This window comes from Alphaproteobacteria bacterium, from assembly GCA_017308135.1.
Taxonomy (GTDB): Bacteria; Pseudomonadota; Alphaproteobacteria; order CACIAM-22H2; family CACIAM-22H2; genus Tagaea.
On record JAFKFM010000009.1, the window covers coordinates 192,265 to 215,300 of the forward strand.

Sequence of the window (23,036 nt, forward strand, 5' to 3'; positions counted from 1 at the left end):
TTTCCTGTTTTTGCGGGGGGATCAGCGCGTCACGATACGACCGTCCAACCCGACGCGCACGGGGTTGTTGGCGCGGAAATACTCGACCAAGGCGTCGTCGAGGCCGGGGCCGAAATCGTAGGGATCGATCGCCTTGTCGCGCAGCACGGTGTAGCCGTCGCCGCCGCGGCGCATGAAGTCGTTCGTGGCGATCGTGTAGACGGCGTTGGGATCGAACGGGCCGTAGCTGCCGTCCGCGCGGCGAAGCTCGACCGAAACGACACGGCTGCCCACCGGGCGTGCCTTGTCCCAGGTGTAGCGCACGCCTGCGACCTGCGGGAAGCGGCCGCCGTTCTGGTCGACCTGCGACAAGCCGTTTTCCAGCGCCGCGACGAAGTCGCTGCCGCGCAGCTTCAACGTCGCGACCGCGTTCTGGAACGGCAGCGTCGTCAGCACCTGGCCCAGCGTGATGTTGCCCGACGGAATGCCCGCGCGCAGACCGCCGCCGTTCTGAAGCGCGATCTGCGTGCCGCTGGCGCGCGTCGCCACGAGGATCGCTTCCGACACGAGATTGCCGAGCGCGCATTCGCGGGCGCGGCAGCCGTCGAGCGGGAATTCCGCGCCCGACACGCCCACGGGGCGCGCGCGCACTTCGACCAGCGGCGCGTCGAGACGGTCGATCGCCGCCTGGATCGCCGCGACCGGCGGAATCGACTGGACGACCGGGATCGTATCGCCTTCGGCGCGCACGATATTGCCCGCCGCGTCGAAATCGATGTCGAGACGGCCGACGAAGCGCGAATAGGCGAAGGCTTGGACGATCGGCACGTCGCGGCCCGCGGGCCCGCGCACGCGCACGGGATACGGACCTTCGGCACCCTGGGCGCTGTTCGACAGCAGCGTGTGCGAATGGCCGCCGACGATCACGTCGATGCCGTCGACGGCGGCGGCGACTTCGCGGTCGCGCGACAGGCCGAGATGCGACAGCAGCACGATATGCGACACGCCTTGCGCGCGCAGATCGGCGATCAGCGGCCGCAGTTTTTCCTCCGCCGGCGGGAAGCGCAGGCGCGGGCCGGGCGAAGCGATCGCGGGCGTATCCTCGGTCGTGGCGCCGATGATCGCGACGCGATGGCCGCCGCGCGAGACGACGATATGCGTGCGATAGAGGCCGCGGATCGCGGGCTCGGCCGTGGAATCGACGTTGGCGCTGAGGACGGGCACCTTCACCGTGCGCAGGAAGCGCGCGAGCACTTCGGGGCCATCGTCGAATTCGTGATTGCCCAGCGCCATCGCGTCGTAGCTCATGAGGTTCATCACCTCGGCTTCGGCCGCACCTTTATAGTGGGAATAGAACAGCGAGCCCTGGAACTGGTCGCCGGCGTCGAGCGTAAGCACCTGGCGCCCGGCGGCGGTCGCGGCGGCTTTCTCGCGGTCGATCAGTGCCGCGACGCGCGCCATGCCGCCGAAGCACTGGTTCTGCGCCGCCTGTTGGGCGCTGCAGGTGTTGTTCTGCGACGTGACCGGCTGAAGGCGCGAATGGACGTCGTTGTTGTGCAGGATAGTGAGCTTCAGCGGCTCGGGCGGCGCGCAAGCCGCCAACAGCGCCAGAACGAACCCGACGATCCCCAGACGAATCAGCCGCATTAGAAGCCTCCGTTTATATGTGCGGAGGCGGAGCCTAGCAGGCCCCAATTGTCCAAGAAAGGGCTGGACGCGTTACCGGGTGCCGGAACGCCGCCGCGCCGGGGCGGCCGATTCGCGCGCGTCTTCCTCGAACAACTCGGCGAGCTTTTCCATCACCGTGCCGCCCAACTGCTCGGCGTCCACCAGCGTGACCGCGCGCCGATAATAGCGCGTCACGTCGTGGCCGATACCGATCGCCATCAACTCCACCGGCGAGCGCGTTTCGATGTACTCGATCGCCTCGCGCAGATGGGTTTCGAGGTAGTTGCCCGGATTGACCGACAGCGTCGAATCGTCGACCGGCGCGCCGTCCGAGATCACCATCATGATCTTGCGCTGTTCGGGGCGCGGCAGCAGACGTTGATGCGCCCAGAGCAGCGCTTCGCCGTCGATGTTTTCCTTGAGCAGACCTTCGCGCAGCATCAAGCCCAACGACTTGCGCGCGCGCCGCCAGGGCGCGTCCGCGCTTTTGTAGATGATGTGACGAAGATCGTTGAGGCGGCCGGGATTGGCGGGCTTGCCCGCCGCCAGCCAACGCTCGCGGCTTTGCCCGCCCTTCCAGGCGCGCGTGGTGAAGCCGAGGATTTCGACCTTCACGCCGCAGCGCTCCAGCGTGCGGGCCAGGATATCGGCCGACATCGCGGCGACCGTAATTGGCCGGCCGCGCATCGAACCCGAATTGTCGATCAGCAGCGACACGACCGTGTCGCGGAACACCGTGTCGCGCTCGCGTTTATACGAAAGCGGCACGGTCGGGTTGGCGACGACGCGGGCCAAACGCGCAGCGTCGAGCGTGCCTTCCTCGAGGTCGAATTCCCACGCACGGTTCTGGTGCGCGAGCAGACGGCGCTGCAAACGGTTGGCGAGACGCCCGATCACCCCTTGCAGGCTTTGAAGCTGCTGGTCGAGATGGTTGCGCAAGCGCGACAATTCGTCCGCGTCGCACAGATCGTCCGCTTCGACGATCTCGTCGAATTCGGTCGTGAAGGCGCGATAGGCTTTCTCGTCGACGGAATTGCGCAGATCGTTGGGCGGGCGCCAGCGTTTGCCGGGGCGCTCGGGCCCGTCTTCGCCCATGCCGTCGGCGTCTTCGCCCTCGTGTTCCTCGCCGTCGCCCTCGCCGCCGTCTTCGCCGGCCGCTTCGCGCGTTTCGGAACCCATCATCGCTTCGGACGATGCCTGCTCGCCCGTATCTTCGGACTCGCCCTGCTGGCTCGAATCGTCGCCCGAATCGTCGTTCTCGTTCGAATCCTCGTCGGCCTCGGTCGACTCGCCCTGCTCCTCGCCCAGCTCCAAATCTTGGATCAACTGGCGCGCGGTTTCGGCGAAGGTCGCTTGATCGTTGAGCGCCTTGGCGAGATCGCTGAGATCCCCGCCCGCGCGCGATTCGACCCACGGCCGCCACAAATCGACCATGCGCTTGGCGGCTTCGGGCGGCTTTTGGCCCGTAAAGGCCTCGCGCGCCAACATCGCCACCGCATCGACCAGGGGTGCCTGCTCGCGATCGGCGATACGCGCATAGCCCGCTTGGCGGCAGCGTTCGTCCAACGCCGCACCCAGATTGCGCGCGACACCCGACATGCGCTTCGAACCCAGCGCTTCGCAACGCGCCTGTTCGACCGCGTCGTAGATCGCGCGGCCGATCTGCCCGTTGGGCGCACGCTTGGCGTGGATCTTCTCGTCGTGATGGCGCAGCTTCAGCGAAATCGCGTCGGCCTCGCCGCGCACGATGGCGACTTCGCCCGCCGGCAAGTCGCGCCCCGGTGCGGGCAAGCGCGCTTCGGTGCCGCGCAGCAACGCGCCTTCGGGCGCGAAGGCGACCGTCAAATCGGGCTTATGCGAAACCGCGCGCATCGCGGCCGCCGTCACCTGCCGGAATTGTTCGACCGGCCCATCCTTGTCGCGCGGCGGCATCGCTGACGCTTATCCCGCCTTGCGCACCGCGACCGACACGCCGCCGGCCAATTCGGCGCCGAAGCAGCGCTGGTAGTATTCGGCCACGGTCGTACGCTCGACCTCGTCGCACTTGTTCAGGAAGGTCAGGCGGAAGGCGAGGCCGATATCGCCGAAGATCTTCGCGTTCTCGGCCCAGGTGATGACCGTACGCGGGCTCATCACCGTGGAGATATCGCCCGCCATGAAGCCCGCGCGCGTGAGATCGGCCAGCGCCACCATCGCCGCGACGATCTCGCGGCCTTCCTTGGTGTCGTAGCCCGAAACTTTGGCGCCGACGATCTTGGTTTCCTCGTCATGCGGCAGATAGTTCAGCGTCGTGACGACGTTCCAGCGGTCCATCTGACCCTGGTTGATCTGCTGCGTGCCGTGATAGAGGCCAGTCGTATCGCCCAAGCCCACTGTGTTGGCGGTGGAGAACAGGCGGAACGCCTTGTGCGGGCGGATGACGCGGTTCTGATCGAGCAGCGTGAGCTTGCCGTCGACTTCCAGCACGCGCTGGATGACGAACATCACGTCGGCGCGGCCGGCGTCGTATTCGTCGAATACGAGGGCCACCGGATGCTGCAACGCCCAGGGCAGCAGACCTTCACGGAATTCCGTCACCTGCTTGCCGTCGCGCACGACGATCGCGTCGCGGCCGACCAGATCGATGCGGCTGACATGGGAGTCGAGATTGATGCGGATGCAGGGCCAGTTGAGGCGTGCTGCGACCTGTTCGATATGCGTCGACTTGCCCGTGCCGTGATAGCCCTGGACCATCACGCGGCGGTTGAACGCGAAGCCCGCCAGAATGGCGAGCGTCGTGTCGCGGTCGAAACGGTAATTGTTGTCGATATCCGGCACGTGGTCGGTCGGCGCCTTGCTGAAGGCCGGAACTTCGAGATCCGAATCGATACCGAAGGTCTGGCGGACCTTAACCTTGATATCGGGCATCTTGGACGCGAGTTCGGCGGTAGCGGCTTCAGGGGCGGACGCGAGGGCCATGATCGAGAAAACTCCGGCACGTAATCGAACGGACGGGCCCCATGCGAACCGTCTTGGCGAAGAGCGAAATCCGGCACGCGCCGTTCCCTTTTCAGAGATCGGCCGCCGGTTTCGCCCCCTGTGCCTTCAGGATCGTGTAGGCCTGATTGATGGATTTTAGACGCTCTTCGGCGGCTTTGTCGCCCCCGTTTGCGTCCGGATGGTGGCGTTTTACGAGTTCTTTGTATCGAGACTTTATCTCGGCGGGGCTGGCACTTACGTCGAGGTCGAGCAGCGCGTAAGCCTCCTCGACCGGGGCCGGGGGGCGTTTGCGCGGTTCCTGGGTGCCCGCCCGCTTGGCCCGCCCCGCCCCGAAGCCCGGAATGTCGCCCGAATCGAACCAGCGGCGCAGGGCTTCTTCCATCGCCGCGCGGTCCATGCGCTGGGCGCGCTTGGCCCCGCCCATGCCGAGCCCCAGGGGCCAGGTCGGGCGTCGGCCGATCGTATCGGCGCGCTTTTCTTGCTCCAACGTGGCCGCGTCGGCCCCTTTGTAGAAATCCCAGCTCGCGTTGTATTCGCGCACATGCTCCAGGCAGAACCAGTAATACGCGCCCAGCTGGCTGCGGTCCTTCGGCGCCCGGTATTCCCCCCGATTGGCGCAGCCCGGCCGGTCGCACGGCCGCGGGGGGGCGTGCGGGTCGATTTGAGGCCGGTCATAGGGGCGCGCGCGGGTTCTGGCCATGAACATCCAGTATGACGCTTGGGGCCCCCGCCCCACAAGCAATGCGCCGTAACCTTTGTCCCGTCCGAGAATTCCGTCGGAAAGTTTACGGAACCGGGCTGGAAGTGTATGATTAAGCGTCGGTTTTCCCCGGAGCCAACATGGCCAGCGAGTATCGCCTTATCTTCTTCGACCAGAACGAGCTGTGCCGTGCGCTGATCGAATATAACCGTCAGCGCAGAACCCCATTCCCGCCCGGGAATTTGAAGAAGGTCGTGATCGATCGGCATTCGCTGAATGTCACGATCCAAATCGACAAGGATGCGGGGCAATCCGCGACGGTCGCTTTCGACCCGTCGTCGGTCGCGGCGGCGCTGATCGTCTATTGCCGCGAGCGCAAGATCCCGCTGCCCGCCAAATCGGCCAAGGAAATGCGGCTGGTCGCGGATCGGCTGTGCTTCCTGATCCGCATCAAGGGCACGCCGTCGGAAGCGGCGATCGCCGTCGAATACACCGGCAAGATCGTCGCCAACGAAGCGGCGGCTTAGAACTTCGGCGGCGCCGAATTATCCGGAATTTCGCCCAGCGCGGCGCGATTCAACGAACACCCGCAAAACGGGCAGTCGCTGCCCTTGGCGATTTCGACCGCCTGTTGTTCGGCCACGCCGCGCCCTTCCAGTTCGGCCACCAACGCATCGAATTGCTGTTGATGGGCGCTGCGCGTTTCGCAGGCCGACAGCAACAGGCGCTGGCGCGGCACGTCCATTTCCTCGATCCGCAACGCGGCGGCGGGCGTGACCACGGCCGGAACGGCGGCGAGGCCCAAAACGCTGCGCAACAGGTGACGGCGGGTGTGTTGCATCGTCTTTTCTCCGTAGCCAACAGTTTAGCGCCGCGATTGCCGCTTGCCAAACGTCCCGCGCCCGCCGAATTGTTTCCGGTCATCCAATTGAAACACGACGGATAATCCGCCTTGCGCTTGGTCTTTGCCGCGTTGCTGATGGTGCTGGCCGCCCCCGCCGGGGCGTTGGGCCCGGTCCTGGGGCCGATCCCGGGCACCCCGGGCGTGCCGCCGGGCGGCGCGCTGAATTTCACCGTGCGCAAAGCGGGGGCAGATATCGGCGACTACGCGGTGCGCTTCGCCGAGCGCGACGGCGCGCTGGTCGTCGATATCGAAGCCAATATCCGCGTGCGCTTCGCCTTCGTGACCGTCTATCGCTACACCCAGCGCACGCGCGAGATTTGGCGCGACGGCGCGCTTCTATCACTCGACAGCGATGTCGACGACAACGGCACGCGATACAAAATCAGCGCGACGCAGCGCGACGGGCGCCTCGTCGTCGACGGGCATGCGGAGCAGCTCGACCTCGCCCCCGGCACGCTGCCGCTCAGCTATTGGAATTATCGGCTGATGCGCGAAAGCCGCGCTTTCGATCTGCAATGGGGATCGCTCGCCGATATCGAGGTCGTGGCGCGCGGCCCCGAAACGCGCGCGGTCGGCGGCGCGGTGGTGCCCGCGCGCCGCTACAATATGAAGGGTTTCGAGATAAAGCGCGGCGAGCGCCAAGAGAAACCCTGGCTCGACGTCGATACCTGGTACGCGCCCGACGGCCGCCTTGTCGGCATGGCTTTCCACTATCGCGGCTTCGATTTCGACTACGTGCTGCAGTGAACCACGCAGCACCGCCTTGCGTATCGAAAACATGACCCAAGGCCCCGTCTGGATCACCGGCGCTTCATCCGGCATTGGCCGCGCCCTCGCCTTGCGCCTGGCGCGCGACGGCCGGCAAGTGATCGCGTCCGCCCGCTCGACCGACGCACTCGCCAATCTCGCGCGCGAAAACGGCAATATCGTCGCCTGGCCGCTCGACGTGACCGATGCGGGCGCGTGCGAAAAGGCGGTCGCGGAAATCGAGGCCGCACACGGGCCCCTCGCCTTGGCCGTGCTCAACGCCGGCACACATAAGGCGACCCCGGCCACGGATTTCAGCGCCACCGATTTCCGCGCCCTCGTCGATATCAATCTGATGGGTACGGTCAATGCGCTGGCCCCGCTGCTGGCCCGGCGCACGAAGCATATCGCCGTGGTCGCGTCCGTCGCCGGTTATTCGGGTTTGCCCACCGCCGCCGGCTACGGCGCCACCAAAGCCGCACTCATCAATATGTGCGAAGCGCTGAAGCCCGAATGCGACGCGCTGGGCATCAAGCTGCAATTGGTCGATCCGGGTTTCGTCAAAACGCCGCTCACCGACAAGAACAACTTTCCGATGCCCTTCATCATGGAAGTCGACAACGCGGTCGAGGCGCTGGTGCGGGGCTTGGCGAGCGATCGTTTCGAGATCGTGTTTCCGCGCCGCTTCGCCCTGATCCTCAAATTCTTGCGTCTGCTGCCCTATCGGCTTTATTTCCCGTTGGTCCGCAAAGCCACCGGGAAATGACGAGCATGGAAATCGGCGCCGCGATCGACCGCTATGTGCGGTTCTACGAAACGATGACGCCCGACACGTTGCGCGACATCGAAAGCGTCGTCACGCAAGATGTGCGCTTCAAGGACCCGTTCAACGACGTGCGCGGATCGGCGGCGATGGCGGCGTGCCTGGCGCTGGCCTATCGCCATGGCGTGCCTCGTTTCGAGGTGCTGGATCGCGCGGCCGGCGAGCGGGCGGCTTATCTTCTCTGGCGCTATACCTCGACGCCGCATGGCGCTTCGCAGCCCGCCTGGGTGATCGACGGGATGAGCGAGGTTCGCTTCGCCGAAGACGGACGCGTGGCCGAACATATCGACCATTGGGATTCGGGCGAGCAATTCTATCGCCGCTTGCCGATCCTCGGCTGGCTGATCGGCCTCGTGCGCAAACGCCTCAGCCTGCCGAACGCTTGAACGCGATCGTCACCGACCCGATCTGGAAGCCCCAGCGATAGACGTAAGCGCGGTTGATCAACACGCCATCGGGTTGCAGGAACATCCAATCGTCGAAACGCACGCGCCAGCGCCCGTCGCCGACCTTCATGTTCAGGTAATAGCCGAAATTGAACGCGTTGCCCGCCGCGCGGCCCAGCGCCGCGCCGTCGGCATCTTCCGTGCGGCCTTCCCAGCTGTCGGGGCCGGTGCGCTTCAAACGCCAGACGCGACGGTCGGTCTCGCCGTCGGCATAGACGAATCGCTCGTCGAGTTCGAATTCGTCGCCCTTCCAGGCGCCCGTGATATCGACCGTGAATTCGCGGCGCAGCGTGCCGAAGCGATCCTCGAAGATCCCCCACGCCCGCGTTTGCCCCGCGAAATATTCCTCGATCTTCAACGCGGGTTGTTTGCCCGCGAAATCGTCGATCTTCATGCCCCCGCATCCCGTCAAAGATAGGGCCAGCAACAGCCCCGCGATCAATCGCTTCATATCCCCGGCCTCCGTAAGTCGATCGCGGCGCGCAATTTCGCGTGCGCCGCCGCGTCGAGGGGAAAGTTCCAAATCACCGCCACCGAAGCCGCTTTGAAGGCGATCGGCACGAAAGCATATAGAGCGGCCAGGACGAAAAGCCCGTCCCCCGTGCCGGAATTTCGCCGGTAGCCGGCGGCCTCCAGCACCGGGAACGCCAAGGCCGGACCGATCGCCAGGGCCGCCTTGGTCGCGACCGACCAGAGGGCGAAATACAGCCCGGTCCGTTCCGTCCCGCCCGTCGCGGTGTCGACATCGACCGCATCGGCCTGCATCGATACGGGCAGCGCCAGATCGGCGCCGTAGCACAAGCCCGTCGCCACGCAGATCGCCGCGAACCACGCCCCGTCGCCCGCCCCCAACAGGGGTACGGGCAGGAAGAACAGGCAATTCAAAATCATCGCCCGGCACCAGGCGCGATGCTTTCCGATGCGCTTGGCCTGCGCCGTCCAGAAGGGCACCGACGCCAAGCCGCAGACGAAATAAAGCACCAGGAACAGCCCCGCCTGGCCGCCAGCCCCCAGCACATCCTGCGCGAACAACAGGAACAGGGTCGGCGGCAAAGCGTTCGCCACCCCGTTGATCGAATAGGCGATCAACAAACGGCGGAACGGCGCATTGGCGCGCAGCAACGCCCAACCTTCGCGCCAGCCGGTTTTCTTTGCGGGCAAGGCGGCGGGCGGCTCGGGCACCAGTGCGAGCAACGCGACACCCGCCAGCGGCAATAAGACGAGATTGACCCAGAACAACGCTTGAAGGGCGGCTTCCTCCGGCGGGCGGCCGTCGGCCGAAATCAGGATCGACGGCAAGGCCGAGGCGAGCACCACGCCGATCACGGTCAGGCTTTCGCGCCACGCCGCCACGCGGTTGCGGCCGTGATACTCGGCGCAAAGCTCCGCCCCCCAGGCGAGATGCGGGATCTGCAACATCGACCAGCCGAGATAGACGGCGAGCAACCCGCCCAGCAGATAGACGAAGGCCGCATCTTGCGGCGGAAAGAACAGCGCGTAGCTCGCGACGAGAACGACGGGCAGTGCCGCCGCGAGCCAGGGCTTGCGCCGGCCCCAACGCGTGCGCGTGCGATCGGACAGAAAGCCGATCGCCGGATCGACGCCGATATCCCAAAAACGCGCAAGCAACAGCACGGTGCCGATCGCCGCGAGCGACATTCCCGTCGCACTCGCGTAATAGGCCGGCAGATAAACGAGCAGCGGCAAACCCAGCGTCGCCGCCGGCAAGGCGGGCGCCGCATACGCGATCAGGATTTTCCGGCTCGGCCCCCCGCCCGTCCTCAGGTCAAGGTCGGACAAGGGCGATCTGCGTCACGTCGGTCGCGCGCGAGCGGAACCCCGCCTCGCAATAGGCGAGATAGAATTCCCACATGCGCTTGAAGCGCCGGTCGAAGCCGAGCTTCTCGATCTCGTGCCAGCGCGCCTGGAAACGCTGGTTCCACTCGGCCAGCGTGCGCGCGTAGTCGAGACCGAAGAATTCCTGCCGGTCGAGCCGCAATCCCGCACGTTCGTACTCGCGTGCCAAGGCTTCGTTCGACGGCAACATCCCGCCGGGGAAGATGTAGCGCTGGATAAAATCCACGCCCGAGCGGTAGCTGTCGAAAAACCGGTCGGCGATGGTGATGATTTGCAACGCCGCGCGCCCGCCGGGTGCGAGCGCCTCGCGCAATTTGCCGAAATAAGCGGGCCAGTATTTCTCGCCCACCGCTTCGAACATCTCGATCGAGGCGATGCGATCGAAGCGCCCGTCGACGTCGCGATAATCGACGAAGCGCGCTTCCACGCGTTCGCCCAAGCCTTCGCGCTGCACCTTGGCTTGCGTATGGGCGAGCTGTTCCTTCGATACGGTGATCGCCGTCACCTTCGCCTGGAACTCGCGCGCCAGATACGTGGCGAAGCCGCCCCAGCCGCAGCCGATTTCCAGCACGCGCTGACCGGGCCTTATATCCAGCTTCTCCGCCATGCGCCGGAACTTCGTGTATTGCGCGGCTTCGAGATCGCCGGTCCCCGGCTCGAACACCGCCGAGGAATACGCCATCGTCGGATCGAGCCACTGGGTATAGAACGCGTTCCCCAGATCGTAGTGATAGGCGATGTTCTTCTTGGAACCGCTGCGCGTATTGGCGCGCAACGCATGCCACATGCGCCGCGCCCAATTGAGCGCGGGGGCGAGCGCGCTGGCCTTGCCGTAATGCAGCTCGTCGAACGCGGTTTCGTTGCGCGCGGCCAGTTCCAGCAATGCCGCCAGATCGGGCGAATCCCAATCGCCGTCCATATATGCTTCGGCGAAACCGACATTGCCGCCGAACAGCAAACGGCGCGCGGCGCGCGGATGGTTGAAGATCAGCGTCGCCGTGGGCCCGAGCTGCTTGCCTTCGAACACGCGCCGGCCGCCGCCGGGCAACACGATCTCCAAGCGGCCGACCGCGATGCGCGCGGCGGCCATCATCACCGCTTTCAGCGCGAAGCCCGGGGTGACGAAATCGGCTTGCGAGGTGTCATCCGCGCGCATGCCCCATGCTCCCTTGCGTGCCCTCCGGCGTTTCGACCGCCGTCGCGGGCGGCGCTGGCCGGGGATGGTATTTGGCGCCCTTGATCCACAGCTTGAGCGCTTCCCAATGAATCCCGACGATGACCTTGAGCGTCAAGAGGGGGTAGGCGAAGAAATTTTTCGCCAGCATCGCGTCGGTGAACGGGACGCGGGACGCCGTGTGCGTCGCAACCAGAAGCTCGCCTTCCGCAACGCTTTGACGAATCAGGATCGCCAGCCGTTCCTCGGGCTCGTCGACCCGGAAACGATAGGTCGCGCGCATGCCGATGAAGGGCGAGACATGGAAATTTTTCGAGGCACTTTGCAGCACCGGCGCACCCGGTTCGCGGGCCGGATCGACAGGGATCAGATAGCCGTGCTGTTCGCCGAACGTGTTCTTCACCTCGTAGAGGATGGCGCCCAGCGTATCGTCCGCGCGGCGGCAGAAATAGATCGTCAGCGGATTGAACGCGTACCCCAAAATGCGCGGGAAGCAATGGGCGTGAATCGTCGCCCCCGCCTCCGCCAGCCCCGCTTCGGCCAAACGCGCGCGCACCCAATCGCGCGCCGGGCCGCCGTCGCGCGCGCCATGATCGCGGTCGTGAAACGAAAACAACCCCGCGCGGTTATACGAAAACAGACGCAAACGCTTGTCGAGTTCGGGCAATTCGTCGAGATCGACGAGCATCGAAAACACGCGATAGGCGAAGCGATGGCGGAACGGCCGCAGCCGCGCATGCATCACTTGGCCGTTGTAAAGACAGGTTCGCGGCATCGCGCCCGCCTTTATTCCGCCGCCGCGCGGAACGGCGGCACCTCGGCGTCTTCGCGTGGCGCCCACGGGCGGCGCACGCCGAGCATTTCGGCCGCGTCCAGGCCGCTGCGCAAACCATCCTCGTGAAAGCCGTAGCCCGACCAAGCGCCCGCGAAGAGCAGGCCGCGCCGGTTCTGGATTTCGTGCAGGCGCGCTTGCGCCTTCAACGTCGGCGTATCGAAAGCCGGGTGCATGTACTCGAAGCCGGCCAGCACGGTCTCGGGACGGGGTGCTCGGATCGGATTGAGCGACACGAACAACGGCACGTCGCGATCGAGATTCTGGAGCTTGTTCATCCAATAGGTGACCGAGACATGCGCGTCGCCGCCGCTTTCGGCCAGATAATTCCAGCTGGCCCAGGCGAGTTTGCGCTTCGGCATCAGGCTTTCGTCCTGATGCAGGATCGCGAGATTGGGCTGGAACGCGAAACTGCCGAGGATCTCGCGTTCCGCCGCCGTCGGATTTTCGATCAGCCCCAAGGCTTCGTCGGCATGGCAGGCGAGCAGCACGCGATCATGGCGGCGCAAACCACCGGCCGCGTCACGGACCATGACGCCGCCGTCCGCCTCGACGCGCAAGCGCGCCGCACCGGGGGCGCGGATCATCGACCGGCCGATATCGGCCAGCAGCTTCGCCACGTATTCGCGCGAACCGCCGGAGACACTGCGCCATTGCGGCCGGTCGAGAAGCTGCAATAGCCCGTGATTGCGGAAAAAGGCGCAGAAGCTGCGCGCCGGAAATTCCAGCATCTGGGCGGGCGGGCAAGACCAGATCGCCGCCGCCATCGGGATCAAGTGATTGTCGACGAAGCCGCGGCAGTAACCGCGCTCGGCCAGGAATTCTCCCAGCGTGGGCCCGTGCGTGCCCGCGCACGCGATCGCCTGCCCGTCGCGGAAGAAGCGCAGCGTATCGCGCAGCATGCGCCAATGCGCGGGACGCAGAAAATTCGACGGCTGCGCGAACAAGCCGGTCCATGTGCCGCCGGAATATTCCAAGCGGCCGCGATCGACCGAGACCGCGAAGGACATGTTGGAGACTTCGCTTTTCACGCCCAGCGCGTCGAATAGCGCGATCAGATTGGGATAGGTGGCTTCGTTATAGACGATGAAGCCCGTATCGACCGGTACTTCGCGCGTGCGGCCACGCTTGTCTTTCGCCTTCGCGATGAAGGTATTCGCGTGGCCGCCGAAGCGGCTTTCCTTTTCGTAAAGCGTCACGCGATGGCGCTTGGACAGCAACCATGCCGCCCCCAAACCAGCGATACCCGAGCCGATAACGGCGACATCGAGCGGGCGCATCAGGCGGCCGCTTTCAAGGATTGGAACGCGGCCAACGCGCGTGCGCGCGCTTCGCCGTGATCGACGATCGGCTTGGGATAGGTCTTGCCGAGCGTCACCCCGGCTTGCGCCAGCACGTTCGCCGGTGCTTCCCACGGCGCGTAGAGATATTCAGTCGGCAGCTGGGCGAGTTCGGGCACGAAACGGCGCACGTATTTTCCTTCCGGGTCGAATTTCGCCCCTTGGAGGATGGGATTGAAGATACGGAAATAAGGGGCGGCATCCGCGCCGCAGCCCGCAACCCATTGCCAGCTGGCGGCGTTGTTGGCGAGATCGGCGTCGACGAGCGTGTCCCAGAACCAATCTTCGCCCGCACGCCAGGGCTGGAGCAGATGCTTCACCAGGAACGACGCCGCGATCATGCGCACGCGGTTATGCATCCAGCCGGTTTGCCAAAGTTCGCGCATACCGGCGTCGACGATGGGATAGCCGGTTTGCCCCTTTTGCCACGCGCGCAGATGGGCCTTGCTTTCGCGCCACGGGAAATCGGCGAATTCGCGACGCAACGCGGTCTCCGGCAAATCGGGCTGCGAGAACAGCAGGTGATACGAAAACTCGCGCCAGCCGAGTTCCGATTGGAATTTCGGCGAGCCCGCCCCGGCGTGGAAACATTGGCGCGGCGAGATTTCGCCGAAATGCAGATGCGGCGACAAACGCGACGTGCCCTCTATATCCGGCCGGTCGCGCAGATTGCCGTAACCGTCCAGCGCTTCGCCGACGAAGCGCAGCAAGCGCGCTTGCGCGCCCGCCTCGCCCGGCGTCCAGACGCTGAAGCCGCCCGCCCAGTCGGGCTTGGTCGGCAGCAGCTTCCACGCTTCGAGCGCGTCGCTTTTGGGCAAGGCTTCCGGTGCGGGAATTTTCTTCGGCGCCGGTGTGGGCAAAGGTGGCGCTTCGGCCGCGAGGCAGGCTTTCCAGAATGGCGTGAACACGCGGAACGGCGTGCCCGATTTCGACAACACGGTCAGCGGTTCGAAGATCAGGCTCGCGTTGAAGCTGCGCGCGGCGAGGCCCTTGACCTCGAGTTCCGCCTTCAGCGCCTTATCGCGCGCGACGGCGAAGGGTTCGTAGCAGCGGTTCCAATAGACGCCGCCCGCCTTCGTCTCGGCGATCAGCTTGGCGAGAACCGCTTTCGACTCGCCCCGGCGCAGGACGAGTTTGGCCCCGCGCTTGTCGAGATCGCGCGCGAGCGATTCCAGCGAATGATGCAGCCACCAGCGGCTCGCACCGCCGCGCTTCCAAATGCCGGGCGTTTCGTCGTCCAGGATATAGACGGGGACCACCGGGGCGCCGCTGTCGACCGCCGCGCGCAAGGCCGGATTGTCGGCGAGGCGCAGATCCTGACGGAACCAGACCAGAATTGGCGCGAGGGACATCGAAAAGGCCGGAACCGTTTGAGAGCGAACAGCATTTCTACGCCCGCCCGCGCCGATCGGATCACTCCTGCCCCGGTTTTGGGGCGCGACGAACGACCGGTTCCAGCCGCCCGGCCGGGAACAGATGCAGATTATCCCGGCCGGTCATCAAAACGCGCCAGCGCGTGCGCCCGAAAAGCCCGGAAATCGCGCGATCCAGCGTATCCAGTCCGCCCGTATAGGCGCCGAAGGCCGGCATGACCATGCGCCGCCCGTCGGTCGTGAAACACGGCGCCACGACCCGGCCGATTTTGGTCACGACGCAGGCCTTGGGGTGAAAATGGCCGACGATCTCGCCCAGCGCCAAAACGGGCCCGGCGGGTTCGTGGCGCAGGACGAGCTTGCCCTCGGCGATTTCGGGCACCACGCGCCCGCCCAATTCGGGGGGGATTTGCGGATCGTGGTTGCCCAGCACCCAAACCCAGTCGAGGCCTTTCATCATCCGGGCGAGATGGTCGCGATCGTTGGGCGCGATGCGCTTGCCCGCGTCCTTGTCGTGGAACGAATCGCCCAGACACACGACCCGCGCGGGCGTGTAGCGGCGGATCAGGCGCTGCAACGCGTCCAGCGTCGCGCGCGTGTCGTAAGGCGGCAGCGGCACGCCTTTCGCCGCGAAGGCCGAACCTTTTTCCAGATGCAAATCGGCGACGATCAACGTTTTGGTCGCGGGCCAAAACAAGGCGCCGGCGGGATCGGCGAAAAGCGCCGTTTCTTCGATCGTGATTCGCGCGTGCATCAGAAAAGTTCGGCCTGGCTGTCGTCGGCTTGGTCGTCGTCGATCATCGCATCCGCGATCAGGGCCTCGGCCTGCGCCGCATCGGCCAACGCGTCTTCGATCGCCTCACCGTAGATGGCTTCGCGGCCGACTTCCAGCAGCACGGGCACGGCCAAGGGCGAGACGCGTTCCAAGCGGCGATGGCGTATTTTGCCGCGCGCCGCCCGCAGCATGGCGGCAAGCCGCGAGAGGTCGATCAGGCCCGTCGCCGCGTCGGCCCGCGTCGCGCGCAGCAAAATATGATCGGGCTCGTGCTTGCGCAAAACGTCGTAGATCAGGTCGGACGAAAACGTGACCTGCCGCCCGGTCTTTTCCTCGCCCGGATGGCGGCGTTCGATCAAGCCTGCGATCACCGCGACATTGCGGAACGCCCGGCGCAGCATGGAGGAGTCCGCGAGCCATTCCTCCAGATCGTCGCCGAGCATGTCCACGGCGAACAATTCCGACGGGCGATCGACGGGGCGCGTCGACCACACCGCGATCGAATAATCCGACGCGACGAAGCCGAGCGGGCGCAAACCCTCGCGCTCCATCCGCTTGGTCAGCAACATGCCCAAGGTTTGGTGCGCGTTGCGCCCCGCGAAGCAATAGGCGATCAGGAACCATTTGCCGTGGCGCGGAAAGGTTTCGATCAGCAAGCCGTCGCGCCCCGGCATTTCCGATTTGCGCCGTTGCAGCGTCAGCCATTCCTTCACGTCGCGCGGCAAATCGCGCCACGCGGCCGGATCGGCGAGGATGCCGCGCACGCGCGCGGCCAGCTCCGCCGTGAACGGCATACGCGCGCCCGCATAGATCGGAATACGCGGTTGATCGTCCTTGGCGCGGCTGACCTCCACCGTCGTTTCGCGCATGCCTTCGTAGCGCAGCACTTGGCCCGCGAAGCCGAACGTGTCGCCGGGCTCGAGGCCGAGGACGAAATTCTCTTCGACCTTGCCCAGGCGTTTACCGCGCCGGAACGCGACATTGAGCATCGGCGTTTCGACGATCGTGCCGACGTTCAAGCGATATTGCCGCTGTGCCAAGGGTGTCGCGACGCTCCATTTGCCGCTCTCGTCGCGCTTCAGGCGCTTGTAGCGTTCATAGGCCGCCAGCGCGTAACCGCCATCGGCGACGAAACCGAGCGTGCGATCGAACGTCGCGCGGTCGAGATCGGCATAGGGTGCCGCGCGCCGCACTTGTTCGTACATCGCGGATTCGTCGAAGGCTTCCGAACACGCGGCCCCCAGCAAATGCTGGGCGAGCACGTCCAGCGCGCCGGGCGGCTGCGGGGCGGCGTCGATCTCGTGCGCGTCCAACGCCGCCAAGGCCGCGCGGCATTCGAGCATTTCGAAGCGATTGCCGGGCACCAAAATCGCGCGCGAGGGATCGTCGAGCCGATGATTGGCGCGGCCGATACGCTGGAGCAGACGCGCGGCCCCTTTGGGGGCCCCGATCTGCACGACCAGATCCACGTCGCCCCAATCGATGCCGAGATCGAGCGACGACGTCGCGACGACGGCGCGGAGCTTTCCCGCCGCCATCGCCGCTTCGATCTTGCGGCGCTGTTCGGGGGCGAGCGATCCGTGATGCAGGCCAATGGCGAGATTGTCGTCGTTGAGCTTCCAAAGCTCGCGAAAGCAAATCTCGGCTTGCGCGCGGGTGTTGACGAACACGATCGCCGCGCGCGCGGCCTTCAGCGCCAGATAGACTTCCGGCAACGCATGCACGGCCGTATGCCCGGCCCACGGGATGCGCGCTTCGGGCACCAGGATGGTGACTTGCGGCTTGGCGCCGGCCGCCCCCATCACGATCGCGGGCGCGGCGTCGAGGCCGGAGGCGAGGAACCGCGCCAAGGCGGGCGGTTCGGCGACCGTGGCGGAAAGTCCCACGCGCCGCGCTTGCGGGGCGATATCGGCGAGCTTAGCGAGGCCCAGCGACAGAAGATCGCCGCGCTTGGTGCCGGCGAGCGCATGGATTTCATCGACGATCACGACGCGCAATTTGGCGAAGAAGTCGCGCGCGTCGGGATAGGACAGCAGCAACGCCAGCGATTCCGGCGTCGTCATCAGAATATGCGGCGGCGACTTCCGCTGGCGCGCGCGCTTGGACGCGGGCGTGTCGCCCGTGCGGCTTTCCGCGCGGATCGGCAGGTTCATTTCCGCGATCGGCTTCTCGACGTTGCGATGCACGTCGATCGCCAGCGCCTTCAGCGGCGAAACGTAAAGCGTGTGCAGGCCCGCTTTCGGATCGCCGGCAAGATCGACGAGGCTGGGCAGAAAGCCCGCCAGCGTTTTGCCAGCGCCCGTGGGTGCCACCAGCAGCGCGGATTTCCCCGCGCGCCCGAGTGCGAGAAGCTCCGATTGATGCGCGCGTAACCGCCAGCCGCGTTGGCCGAGCCAGGATGCGAACGGCTCGGGAAGCGCGCTCACATCGCCGCGCGCGACGCGGCGAGGAACGCGCGGCCCGCTTGCGTGGCGACGATGGCGGGCGTTCCGTCGGCCAGCGCGGCGCGCGCGACCAAACGGCGATCGCACGCCGTTTCCCAGACCGGCAGGCGCGGGCACGAGGTGCGCCACGCGTCCAACGTTTCGGCGTAGCCGCGCGGACGCGCGGCGACCCATTCCACCATATCCGCGATCAAAGCATCGAGCGGGTCACGCATGCTTCCCTCCCCTTACGCGAAAAGCCAGAGATACAGCCCGTGCGCCACGTACCACGCGCAGACCGTGGCGATGATACGATTCGCCCAGACGCGATAATCGGCGTTGGTCATCCGCGCCAACACCCAGCCGCCCAACGTCGTGCCGATCATCGCCGCCCCGATGGCGACGGCGTAGGACGACCAATCGCCGAAATCGACGGGATCGATCAGCACGCCGAAATAGACGATCTTGGCGAAATGCCCGAAGACTTGGCACACGCCTTTGGTCGATACGATCTGCCGGCGGTCGAGCCCGCCTTTCAGGAAGAACGAATCGAGCAACGGTCCGGTCACGCCGGTCAGCATCATGAACGACACGCACACGATGCCGTAGATCACCGCGTGGCCGTCGCGCGTGGGATCGCCTTGCAGCCATTTCGGCGCCAGCATCAGCACGTAAGGCGAAAGGCCCAGTGCTATCAGCGCCAGCGGGCGGCTGGGCACGAACAGCACGATCACCCACACCGCCATCGCGGCGACGCCGCCCAGCGAATAAAACAGCGTCGGCCGCCACAGAATGTGTTTGCGCCACAGATAAGCGCGCCACCCGTTGGCGGAAATCTGCGCGGCGCCGTGCAGCGCCATCGCCGCGGGTACGGGCAGGAAGGCGAGCAACGCGCCCATCAGCACCAAGCCGCCGGCCATGCCGAACATGCCCGACAGGATCGACGTGCCGATGACGGTAATCGCAAGGGCGGAGAGCCCGAGAATGCCCATCAGCGGAACTCGACCTCGTCGTCGGCGTCGGCCGGCGCGCCGCCGAACTCTTTGATGAGGAAGGCGGGCCGGCCCGCGATCATGCGCAGCGTCTTCTCGGCCGAGCGCGACAAGGGAATGCGCGCGTCCTTGCAATGGACGATCAGCGCCGCCGCCACTTCCGGCGCTTCGAATTCGACGCGGACCGTGGCGCCGCTATCCTTCTGCACGTGCAGTTTGACGCTCAAATCGTCCGCGTCGCATTGGATGCGCGCGATCTGGCCCGGCGGCAGCGGATCCTTGCGCAAGCGGCGATAATTCGACAACGCGCGCACGAGTTCGCTTTCGCGGAAAAAAACGAGCCGGTATTCGTCCATGCCCGGCGGCAGCGCGGAGGCTTTCTTCGCCATTTCGGCTACGCCACCACCGATTGGCCGAGGATTTCGAGATTGAGCATCTCCGGCTCGGCGGCACCCGCGATATGCACCGACATCGCCATGCGGCCTTCGAGCAGATGCAGATCCTTGGACGCCTTCAACGGCAGGCGCACGCCGCGATCGCGGCAGCGCATGATCAGCGCCGCGATGACGGAAGGTTTGTCGTAGAGATAGCGCTTGGGCCGGTCCTTGCCGAAGGTCAGCTCGCAATCGAGCGCCTCGCGGTTCACGCGGAATTTTACCGGCGGCACGGTGGGGGTCGCTTGGCCGCGCTTGCGATCATAGGTGACGAGCGCTTCGCGCACGTCGCGCCACGAAAACAGCACGAACCGGTACTCGCTCGCCATTGCCCCTCGCCCCGAATCCACACAGGCCAAACGCGGATTCGAGCGTTACCCCATAACCCGGCCGCCCGCAAGACGGGCGGCCGGACTTAGGGTTGCTATTCGGCGTTGGGGGCCGCCGGAGTTGCGGGGGCCGCCTTGCGGAAGCGGCGGGAAAGCCCCCGCATCACGACGTAGAAAACCGGCGTCAGGAACAGACCGAAGATCGTCACCCCGATCATGCCCGAGAACACGGCCGTGCCCAGCGACTGGCGCATTTCGGCACCCGGTCCCGTCGAAATCACCAGCGGCACCACGCCCAGGATGAAGGCCAGGGCCGTCATCAGGATGGGCCGCAAACGCAGACGGCAGGCTTCGACGACGGCGGCATGCGGGTCCTTGCCTTCGCCTTCCAGCTGGCGCGCGAACTCGACGATCAAAATCGCGTTCTTGGCCGCGAGGCCGACGAGCACGATCAGACCGACCTGCACCAGGATGTTGTTGTCGAGCCCGCGGATCATCACGCCGAGCAGCGCCGACAGCACCGACATCGGCACGATCAGCACGATGGCGAGCGGCAAGCCCCAGCTTTCGTACTGGGCCGCCAGCGCCAGGAACACGAACACGACGGCCAGCGCGAATATGTAGATCGCGGTGTTGCCGACATTCTTTTCCTGATACGCGAGTTCGGTCCATTCGAAGCCGATGCCGGCGGGCAGATGTTGCGCCGCCGCCTGTTCGATCGCGGCGATCGCCTGACCCGAAGAAATGCCCGCAGCCGCGGCCTGGATCGGCACCGAGACATAGGCGTTGTAGCGCTGCACCAGATCGGGACCGGCCGAGTCCTTGATCTCGACCAGCGTGCCCAGGGGCACGAGATCGCCGGTGGCCGATCGCACCTTCAACCGCGCGATATCCTCGCGGTCGACGCGCTGCGAACGATCCGCCTGGGCGCGCACCTGATAGACGCGGCCGAAAGCGTTGAAGTCGTTCACATAGGCGGTGCCGAGATTGAATTGCAGCGTCTCGAAGATATTGCTGATCGGCACGTTCAGCATCTGCGCCTTGGTGCGATCGATATCGAGATAGATCTGCGGCGTGCCGGCCGAGAACGTGGTGAAGATGCCCGCAAGGCCGGGCACGCGATAAAGCTGCCCGATGAATTCCTGCGCGGCCGTCAGCACGCGCCGGGAATCGTTGCCCGTGCGGTCCTGAAGCTGCAGCTTCAACCCGCCCAAGGCGCCGATGCCGGGAACGGCGGGCGGCGGAACGGCGATGACGAAGGCTTCCTCGATCTGCTGAAGCCGCCCGAACAACTGCCCGACGATGGCGTTGGCCGATTGGCCCTTCGCCACGCGTTCGGGGAACGGGTCCAGCCCCGCAAACACGACCGCCCCGTTCGGCGCGTTGGTGAACGTGGCGCCCGAGAAACCCGCGAACGCGACCGAATCCTTCACGCCCGGCGTGGATTGGATGATCTCGCTCGCCTTGCGCACGACGGCGTCGGTACGCTCCAGCGAGGCGCCGTCGGGCAGCTGGATCGCGACGATCGCATAGCCGCGATCGAGCAGCGGAATGAAGCCGCGCGGCACCAATCCGCCGACATAGACGGTCAACGCCGCAAGCCCCGCATAGACGCCCAGCATCACGATCTTGCGGCGCGCGGCCCAGCCGGCCGAGCGCGCATAGCCGTTGCCCATCTTGTCGAAGCTGCGGTTGAACACGCGCGCGAACCCCGCGCCTAAGCGGCCCAGCGGGCCCTTGGGAACGTGATGCGGGTCGTGCTTCTTCAGCAGCATCGCGGCAAGGGCCGGCGACAGCGTCAGGGAGTTGAACGCCGACAGAATCGTCGCCACGGCGATCGTGACGGCGAACTGGCGGTAGAACGCCCCTTGCAGGCCCGGCACGAAGGCCGTGGGAATGAACACGGCGGCCAGCACGACCGCGATGGCGATGACGGCGGCACCGACCTCGTCCATCGTTTCGTGGGCGGCGTCGCGCGGGCTCATGCCGTTGGCGATGTTGCGCTCGACGTTTTCGACCACGACGATCGCGTCGTCGACGACGATGCCGATCGCCAGCACCATGCCGAACAGCGTCAGCACGTTCAGATGGAAGCCGAACATCAGCATCACGGCGAAGGTGCCGATCAGCGACACCGGGATCGCCAGGATCGGGATGATCGCGGCGCGCCAGGATTGCAGGAAGATCAGCACGACCAGCGCCACCAAGATGATCGCTTCGGCCAGCGTCTTGTAAACCTCGTTGATCGATTCCTGGATGAACTCGGTCGGGTTGTAGACGACCTGGTAGTCGAGGCCGACGGGGAAGTCCTTCTTCAACTCCGCCATTCGCGTCAAGATCGCGTCGGCCGTCGCCAGCGCGTTGGAACCCGGACGCTGGAACACCGCCAGCGCCACCGCCGTCTTGCCGTTGAGATAGGAATTGGTGACGTATTCCTTTGCGCCCATTTCGACGCGCGCCACGTCGCGCAAGCGCACGATGCGCCCGTCGCCGCCCGCGCGCACGATCACCTCGCCGAATTGGCGCGGGTCCTCGAAACGGCCTTGGGTCACGATGGGGATTTGGAACGACGCCCCTTGCGAGGGCGCGGTGCCGAGCGCACCGCCCGAAACCTGGACGTTCTGCTCGCGCAAGGCGCGCACCACGTCGCTGGCCGCAAGGCCGTAGCTCGCCAAACGGTCGGAATCGAGCCACACGCGAATCGCGTATTCGCGCGCGCCGAAGACCATCAGATCGCCGATCCCATCGATGCGCAAAAGCTGATCGCGCACGCGCAGGATCGCGTAGTTCGAGATATAGAGATCGTCGTAAGTGCCGTCGGGTGACAGCATGTGCACGACCATCATCAGGTCGGGCGAGCTTTTCTGCGTGACGACGCCAAGCTGGCGCACCGTATCGGGCAGACGCGGGGTCGCGATCTGCACGCGGTTCTGGACCAGCACCTGCGCGTTATCGAGATTGGTGCCGGGCTTGAACGTCACCGTCAGCGACATCGAGCCGTCGCCGGTCGCGTAGGAGGACATATAGAGCATGTCCTCGACGCCGTTGATTTCCTGCTCCAGCGGTGTGGCCACCGTCGCGGCGACGGTTTCGGCGTCCGCCCCCGGATAGGAGGCGCGCACGACGATCGTCGGCGGGGCGATTTCGGGATATTCGGCGACCGGCAGCGCCTTGAACGCGACCGCGCCCAAAATCACCATGACGATCGAGACGACCGCCGCGAAGATCGGGCGGTCGACGAAGAAATGGGCGAAACGCATG

The 23,036-nt window shown here is 65.6% G+C and carries 22 protein-coding genes; 4 read left to right on the forward strand and 18 right to left on the reverse strand.

Annotated elements, in window-relative coordinates; genetic code table 11:
* Positions 1-21: 21 nt before the first annotated feature.
* From J0H39_14175 to J0H39_14190, 4 genes are all read right to left on the reverse strand, one after another.
* Positions 22-1,626, reverse strand: coding sequence for a 5'-nucleotidase C-terminal domain-containing protein (locus J0H39_14175; GenBank protein MBN9497899.1), 1,605 nt, complete (start codon positions 1,624-1,626; stop codon positions 22-24).
* Positions 1,627-1,698: 72 nt separating this feature from the next.
* Positions 1,699-3,579, reverse strand: a complete 1,881-nt coding sequence (gene cobT, locus J0H39_14180) for a cobaltochelatase subunit CobT (GenBank protein ID MBN9497900.1) — start codon at positions 3,577-3,579, stop codon at positions 1,699-1,701.
* A 9-nt stretch (positions 3,580-3,588) separates the two neighbouring features.
* Positions 3,589-4,605, reverse strand: coding sequence for a cobaltochelatase subunit CobS (gene cobS / locus J0H39_14185; protein MBN9497901.1), 1,017 nt, complete (start codon positions 4,603-4,605; stop codon positions 3,589-3,591).
* A 91-nt stretch (positions 4,606-4,696) separates the two neighbouring features.
* Entirely contained in the window at positions 4,697-5,326 is a 630-nt protein-coding gene (locus tag J0H39_14190) for a DnaJ domain-containing protein (protein ID MBN9497902.1), read from the reverse strand.
* A gap of 140 nt (positions 5,327-5,466) precedes the next feature.
* On the opposite strand from J0H39_14190, the gene J0H39_14195 reads away from it, so the two are divergent.
* Positions 5,467-5,853 (forward strand): hypothetical protein, encoded by a 387-nt coding sequence (locus tag J0H39_14195; GenBank protein ID MBN9497903.1) that lies wholly within the window; start codon positions 5,467-5,469, stop codon positions 5,851-5,853.
* Here the strand turns inward: J0H39_14195 and J0H39_14200 are convergent.
* Complete coding sequence (locus J0H39_14200; GenBank protein MBN9497904.1) at positions 5,850-6,167, reverse strand: hypothetical protein; 318 nt, start codon at positions 6,165-6,167, stop codon at positions 5,850-5,852. The two genes, J0H39_14195 and J0H39_14200, sit on opposite strands and share 4 nt — an antisense overlap.
* Before the next feature lie 111 nt (positions 6,168-6,278).
* Here J0H39_14200 and J0H39_14205 point away from each other — a divergent pair, with 111 nt between their 5' ends.
* The 3 genes from J0H39_14205 to J0H39_14215 are packed head-to-tail and all read left to right on the forward strand — an operon-like array spanning position 6,279 to position 8,186.
* Complete coding sequence (locus tag J0H39_14205; GenBank protein ID MBN9497905.1) at positions 6,279-6,977, forward strand: hypothetical protein; 699 nt, start codon at positions 6,279-6,281, stop codon at positions 6,975-6,977.
* A gap of 31 nt (positions 6,978-7,008) precedes the next feature.
* On the forward strand, positions 7,009-7,743 hold the full coding sequence (locus J0H39_14210) for an SDR family NAD(P)-dependent oxidoreductase (protein MBN9497906.1): 735 nt from the start codon (positions 7,009-7,011) through the stop codon (positions 7,741-7,743).
* Between the two features lie 5 nt (positions 7,744-7,748).
* A complete protein-coding gene (locus J0H39_14215; protein ID MBN9497907.1) occupies positions 7,749-8,186 on the forward strand; it encodes a nuclear transport factor 2 family protein in 438 nt (145 codons plus the stop codon).
* On the opposite strand, the gene J0H39_14220 is transcribed toward J0H39_14215, so the two are convergent.
* The 13 genes from J0H39_14220 to J0H39_14280 form a co-directional block, all read right to left on the reverse strand.
* The gene (locus tag J0H39_14220; GenBank protein ID MBN9497908.1) at positions 8,167-8,697 is read right to left on the reverse strand and encodes a DUF3833 domain-containing protein; all 531 of its coding nucleotides are present in this window, start codon (positions 8,695-8,697) and stop codon (positions 8,167-8,169) included. The two genes, J0H39_14215 and J0H39_14220, sit on opposite strands and share 20 nt — an antisense overlap.
* Positions 8,694-10,031, reverse strand: coding sequence for an MFS transporter (locus J0H39_14225; protein MBN9497909.1), 1,338 nt, complete (start codon positions 10,029-10,031; stop codon positions 8,694-8,696). The genes J0H39_14220 and J0H39_14225 overlap by 4 nt, the downstream gene beginning before the upstream one ends.
* A 1-nt stretch (position 10,032) precedes the next feature.
* Positions 10,033-11,178, reverse strand: coding sequence for a class I SAM-dependent methyltransferase (locus tag J0H39_14230; protein MBN9497910.1), 1,146 nt, complete (start codon positions 11,176-11,178; stop codon positions 10,033-10,035).
* 67 nt (positions 11,179-11,245) lie between these two features.
* The gene (locus J0H39_14235; protein MBN9497911.1) at positions 11,246-12,052 is read right to left on the reverse strand and encodes a DUF1365 domain-containing protein; all 807 of its coding nucleotides are present in this window, start codon (positions 12,050-12,052) and stop codon (positions 11,246-11,248) included.
* Between the two features lie 11 nt (positions 12,053-12,063).
* Positions 12,064-13,389, reverse strand: a complete 1,326-nt coding sequence (locus tag J0H39_14240) for an FAD-dependent oxidoreductase (GenBank protein ID MBN9497912.1) — start codon at positions 13,387-13,389, stop codon at positions 12,064-12,066.
* A complete protein-coding gene (locus J0H39_14245) occupies positions 13,389-14,801 on the reverse strand; it encodes a deoxyribodipyrimidine photo-lyase (GenBank protein MBN9497913.1) in 1,413 nt (470 codons plus the stop codon). The genes J0H39_14240 and J0H39_14245 overlap by 1 nt, the downstream gene beginning before the upstream one ends.
* Positions 14,802-14,862: 61 nt before the next feature.
* Positions 14,863-15,576: a ligase-associated DNA damage response endonuclease PdeM gene (gene pdeM, locus J0H39_14250; protein ID MBN9497914.1), complete on the reverse strand. Its 714-nt coding sequence runs from the start codon at positions 15,574-15,576 to the stop codon at positions 14,863-14,865.
* The gene (locus J0H39_14255) at positions 15,576-18,023 is read right to left on the reverse strand and encodes a ligase-associated DNA damage response DEXH box helicase (protein ID MBN9497915.1); all 2,448 of its coding nucleotides are present in this window, start codon (positions 18,021-18,023) and stop codon (positions 15,576-15,578) included. The genes pdeM and J0H39_14255 overlap by 1 nt, the downstream gene beginning before the upstream one ends.
* Positions 18,020-18,256: a hypothetical protein gene (locus J0H39_14260; protein ID MBN9497916.1), complete on the reverse strand. Its 237-nt coding sequence runs from the start codon at positions 18,254-18,256 to the stop codon at positions 18,020-18,022. The genes J0H39_14255 and J0H39_14260 overlap by 4 nt, the downstream gene beginning before the upstream one ends.
* Positions 18,257-18,268: 12 nt before the next feature.
* Positions 18,269-19,012 (reverse strand): sulfite exporter TauE/SafE family protein, encoded by a 744-nt coding sequence (locus J0H39_14265; GenBank protein MBN9497917.1) that lies wholly within the window; start codon positions 19,010-19,012, stop codon positions 18,269-18,271.
* Positions 19,012-19,401: a hypothetical protein gene (locus J0H39_14270; protein MBN9497918.1), complete on the reverse strand. Its 390-nt coding sequence runs from the start codon at positions 19,399-19,401 to the stop codon at positions 19,012-19,014. Before J0H39_14270 ends, J0H39_14265 begins: the two co-directional genes overlap by 1 nt.
* Before the next feature lie 5 nt (positions 19,402-19,406).
* A complete protein-coding gene (locus J0H39_14275; protein MBN9497919.1) occupies positions 19,407-19,775 on the reverse strand; it encodes a hypothetical protein in 369 nt (122 codons plus the stop codon).
* A 95-nt stretch (positions 19,776-19,870) separates the two neighbouring features.
* Entirely contained in the window at positions 19,871-23,035 is a 3,165-nt protein-coding gene (locus tag J0H39_14280; GenBank protein MBN9497920.1) for an efflux RND transporter permease subunit, read from the reverse strand.
* Position 23,036 lies beyond the last annotated feature (1 nt).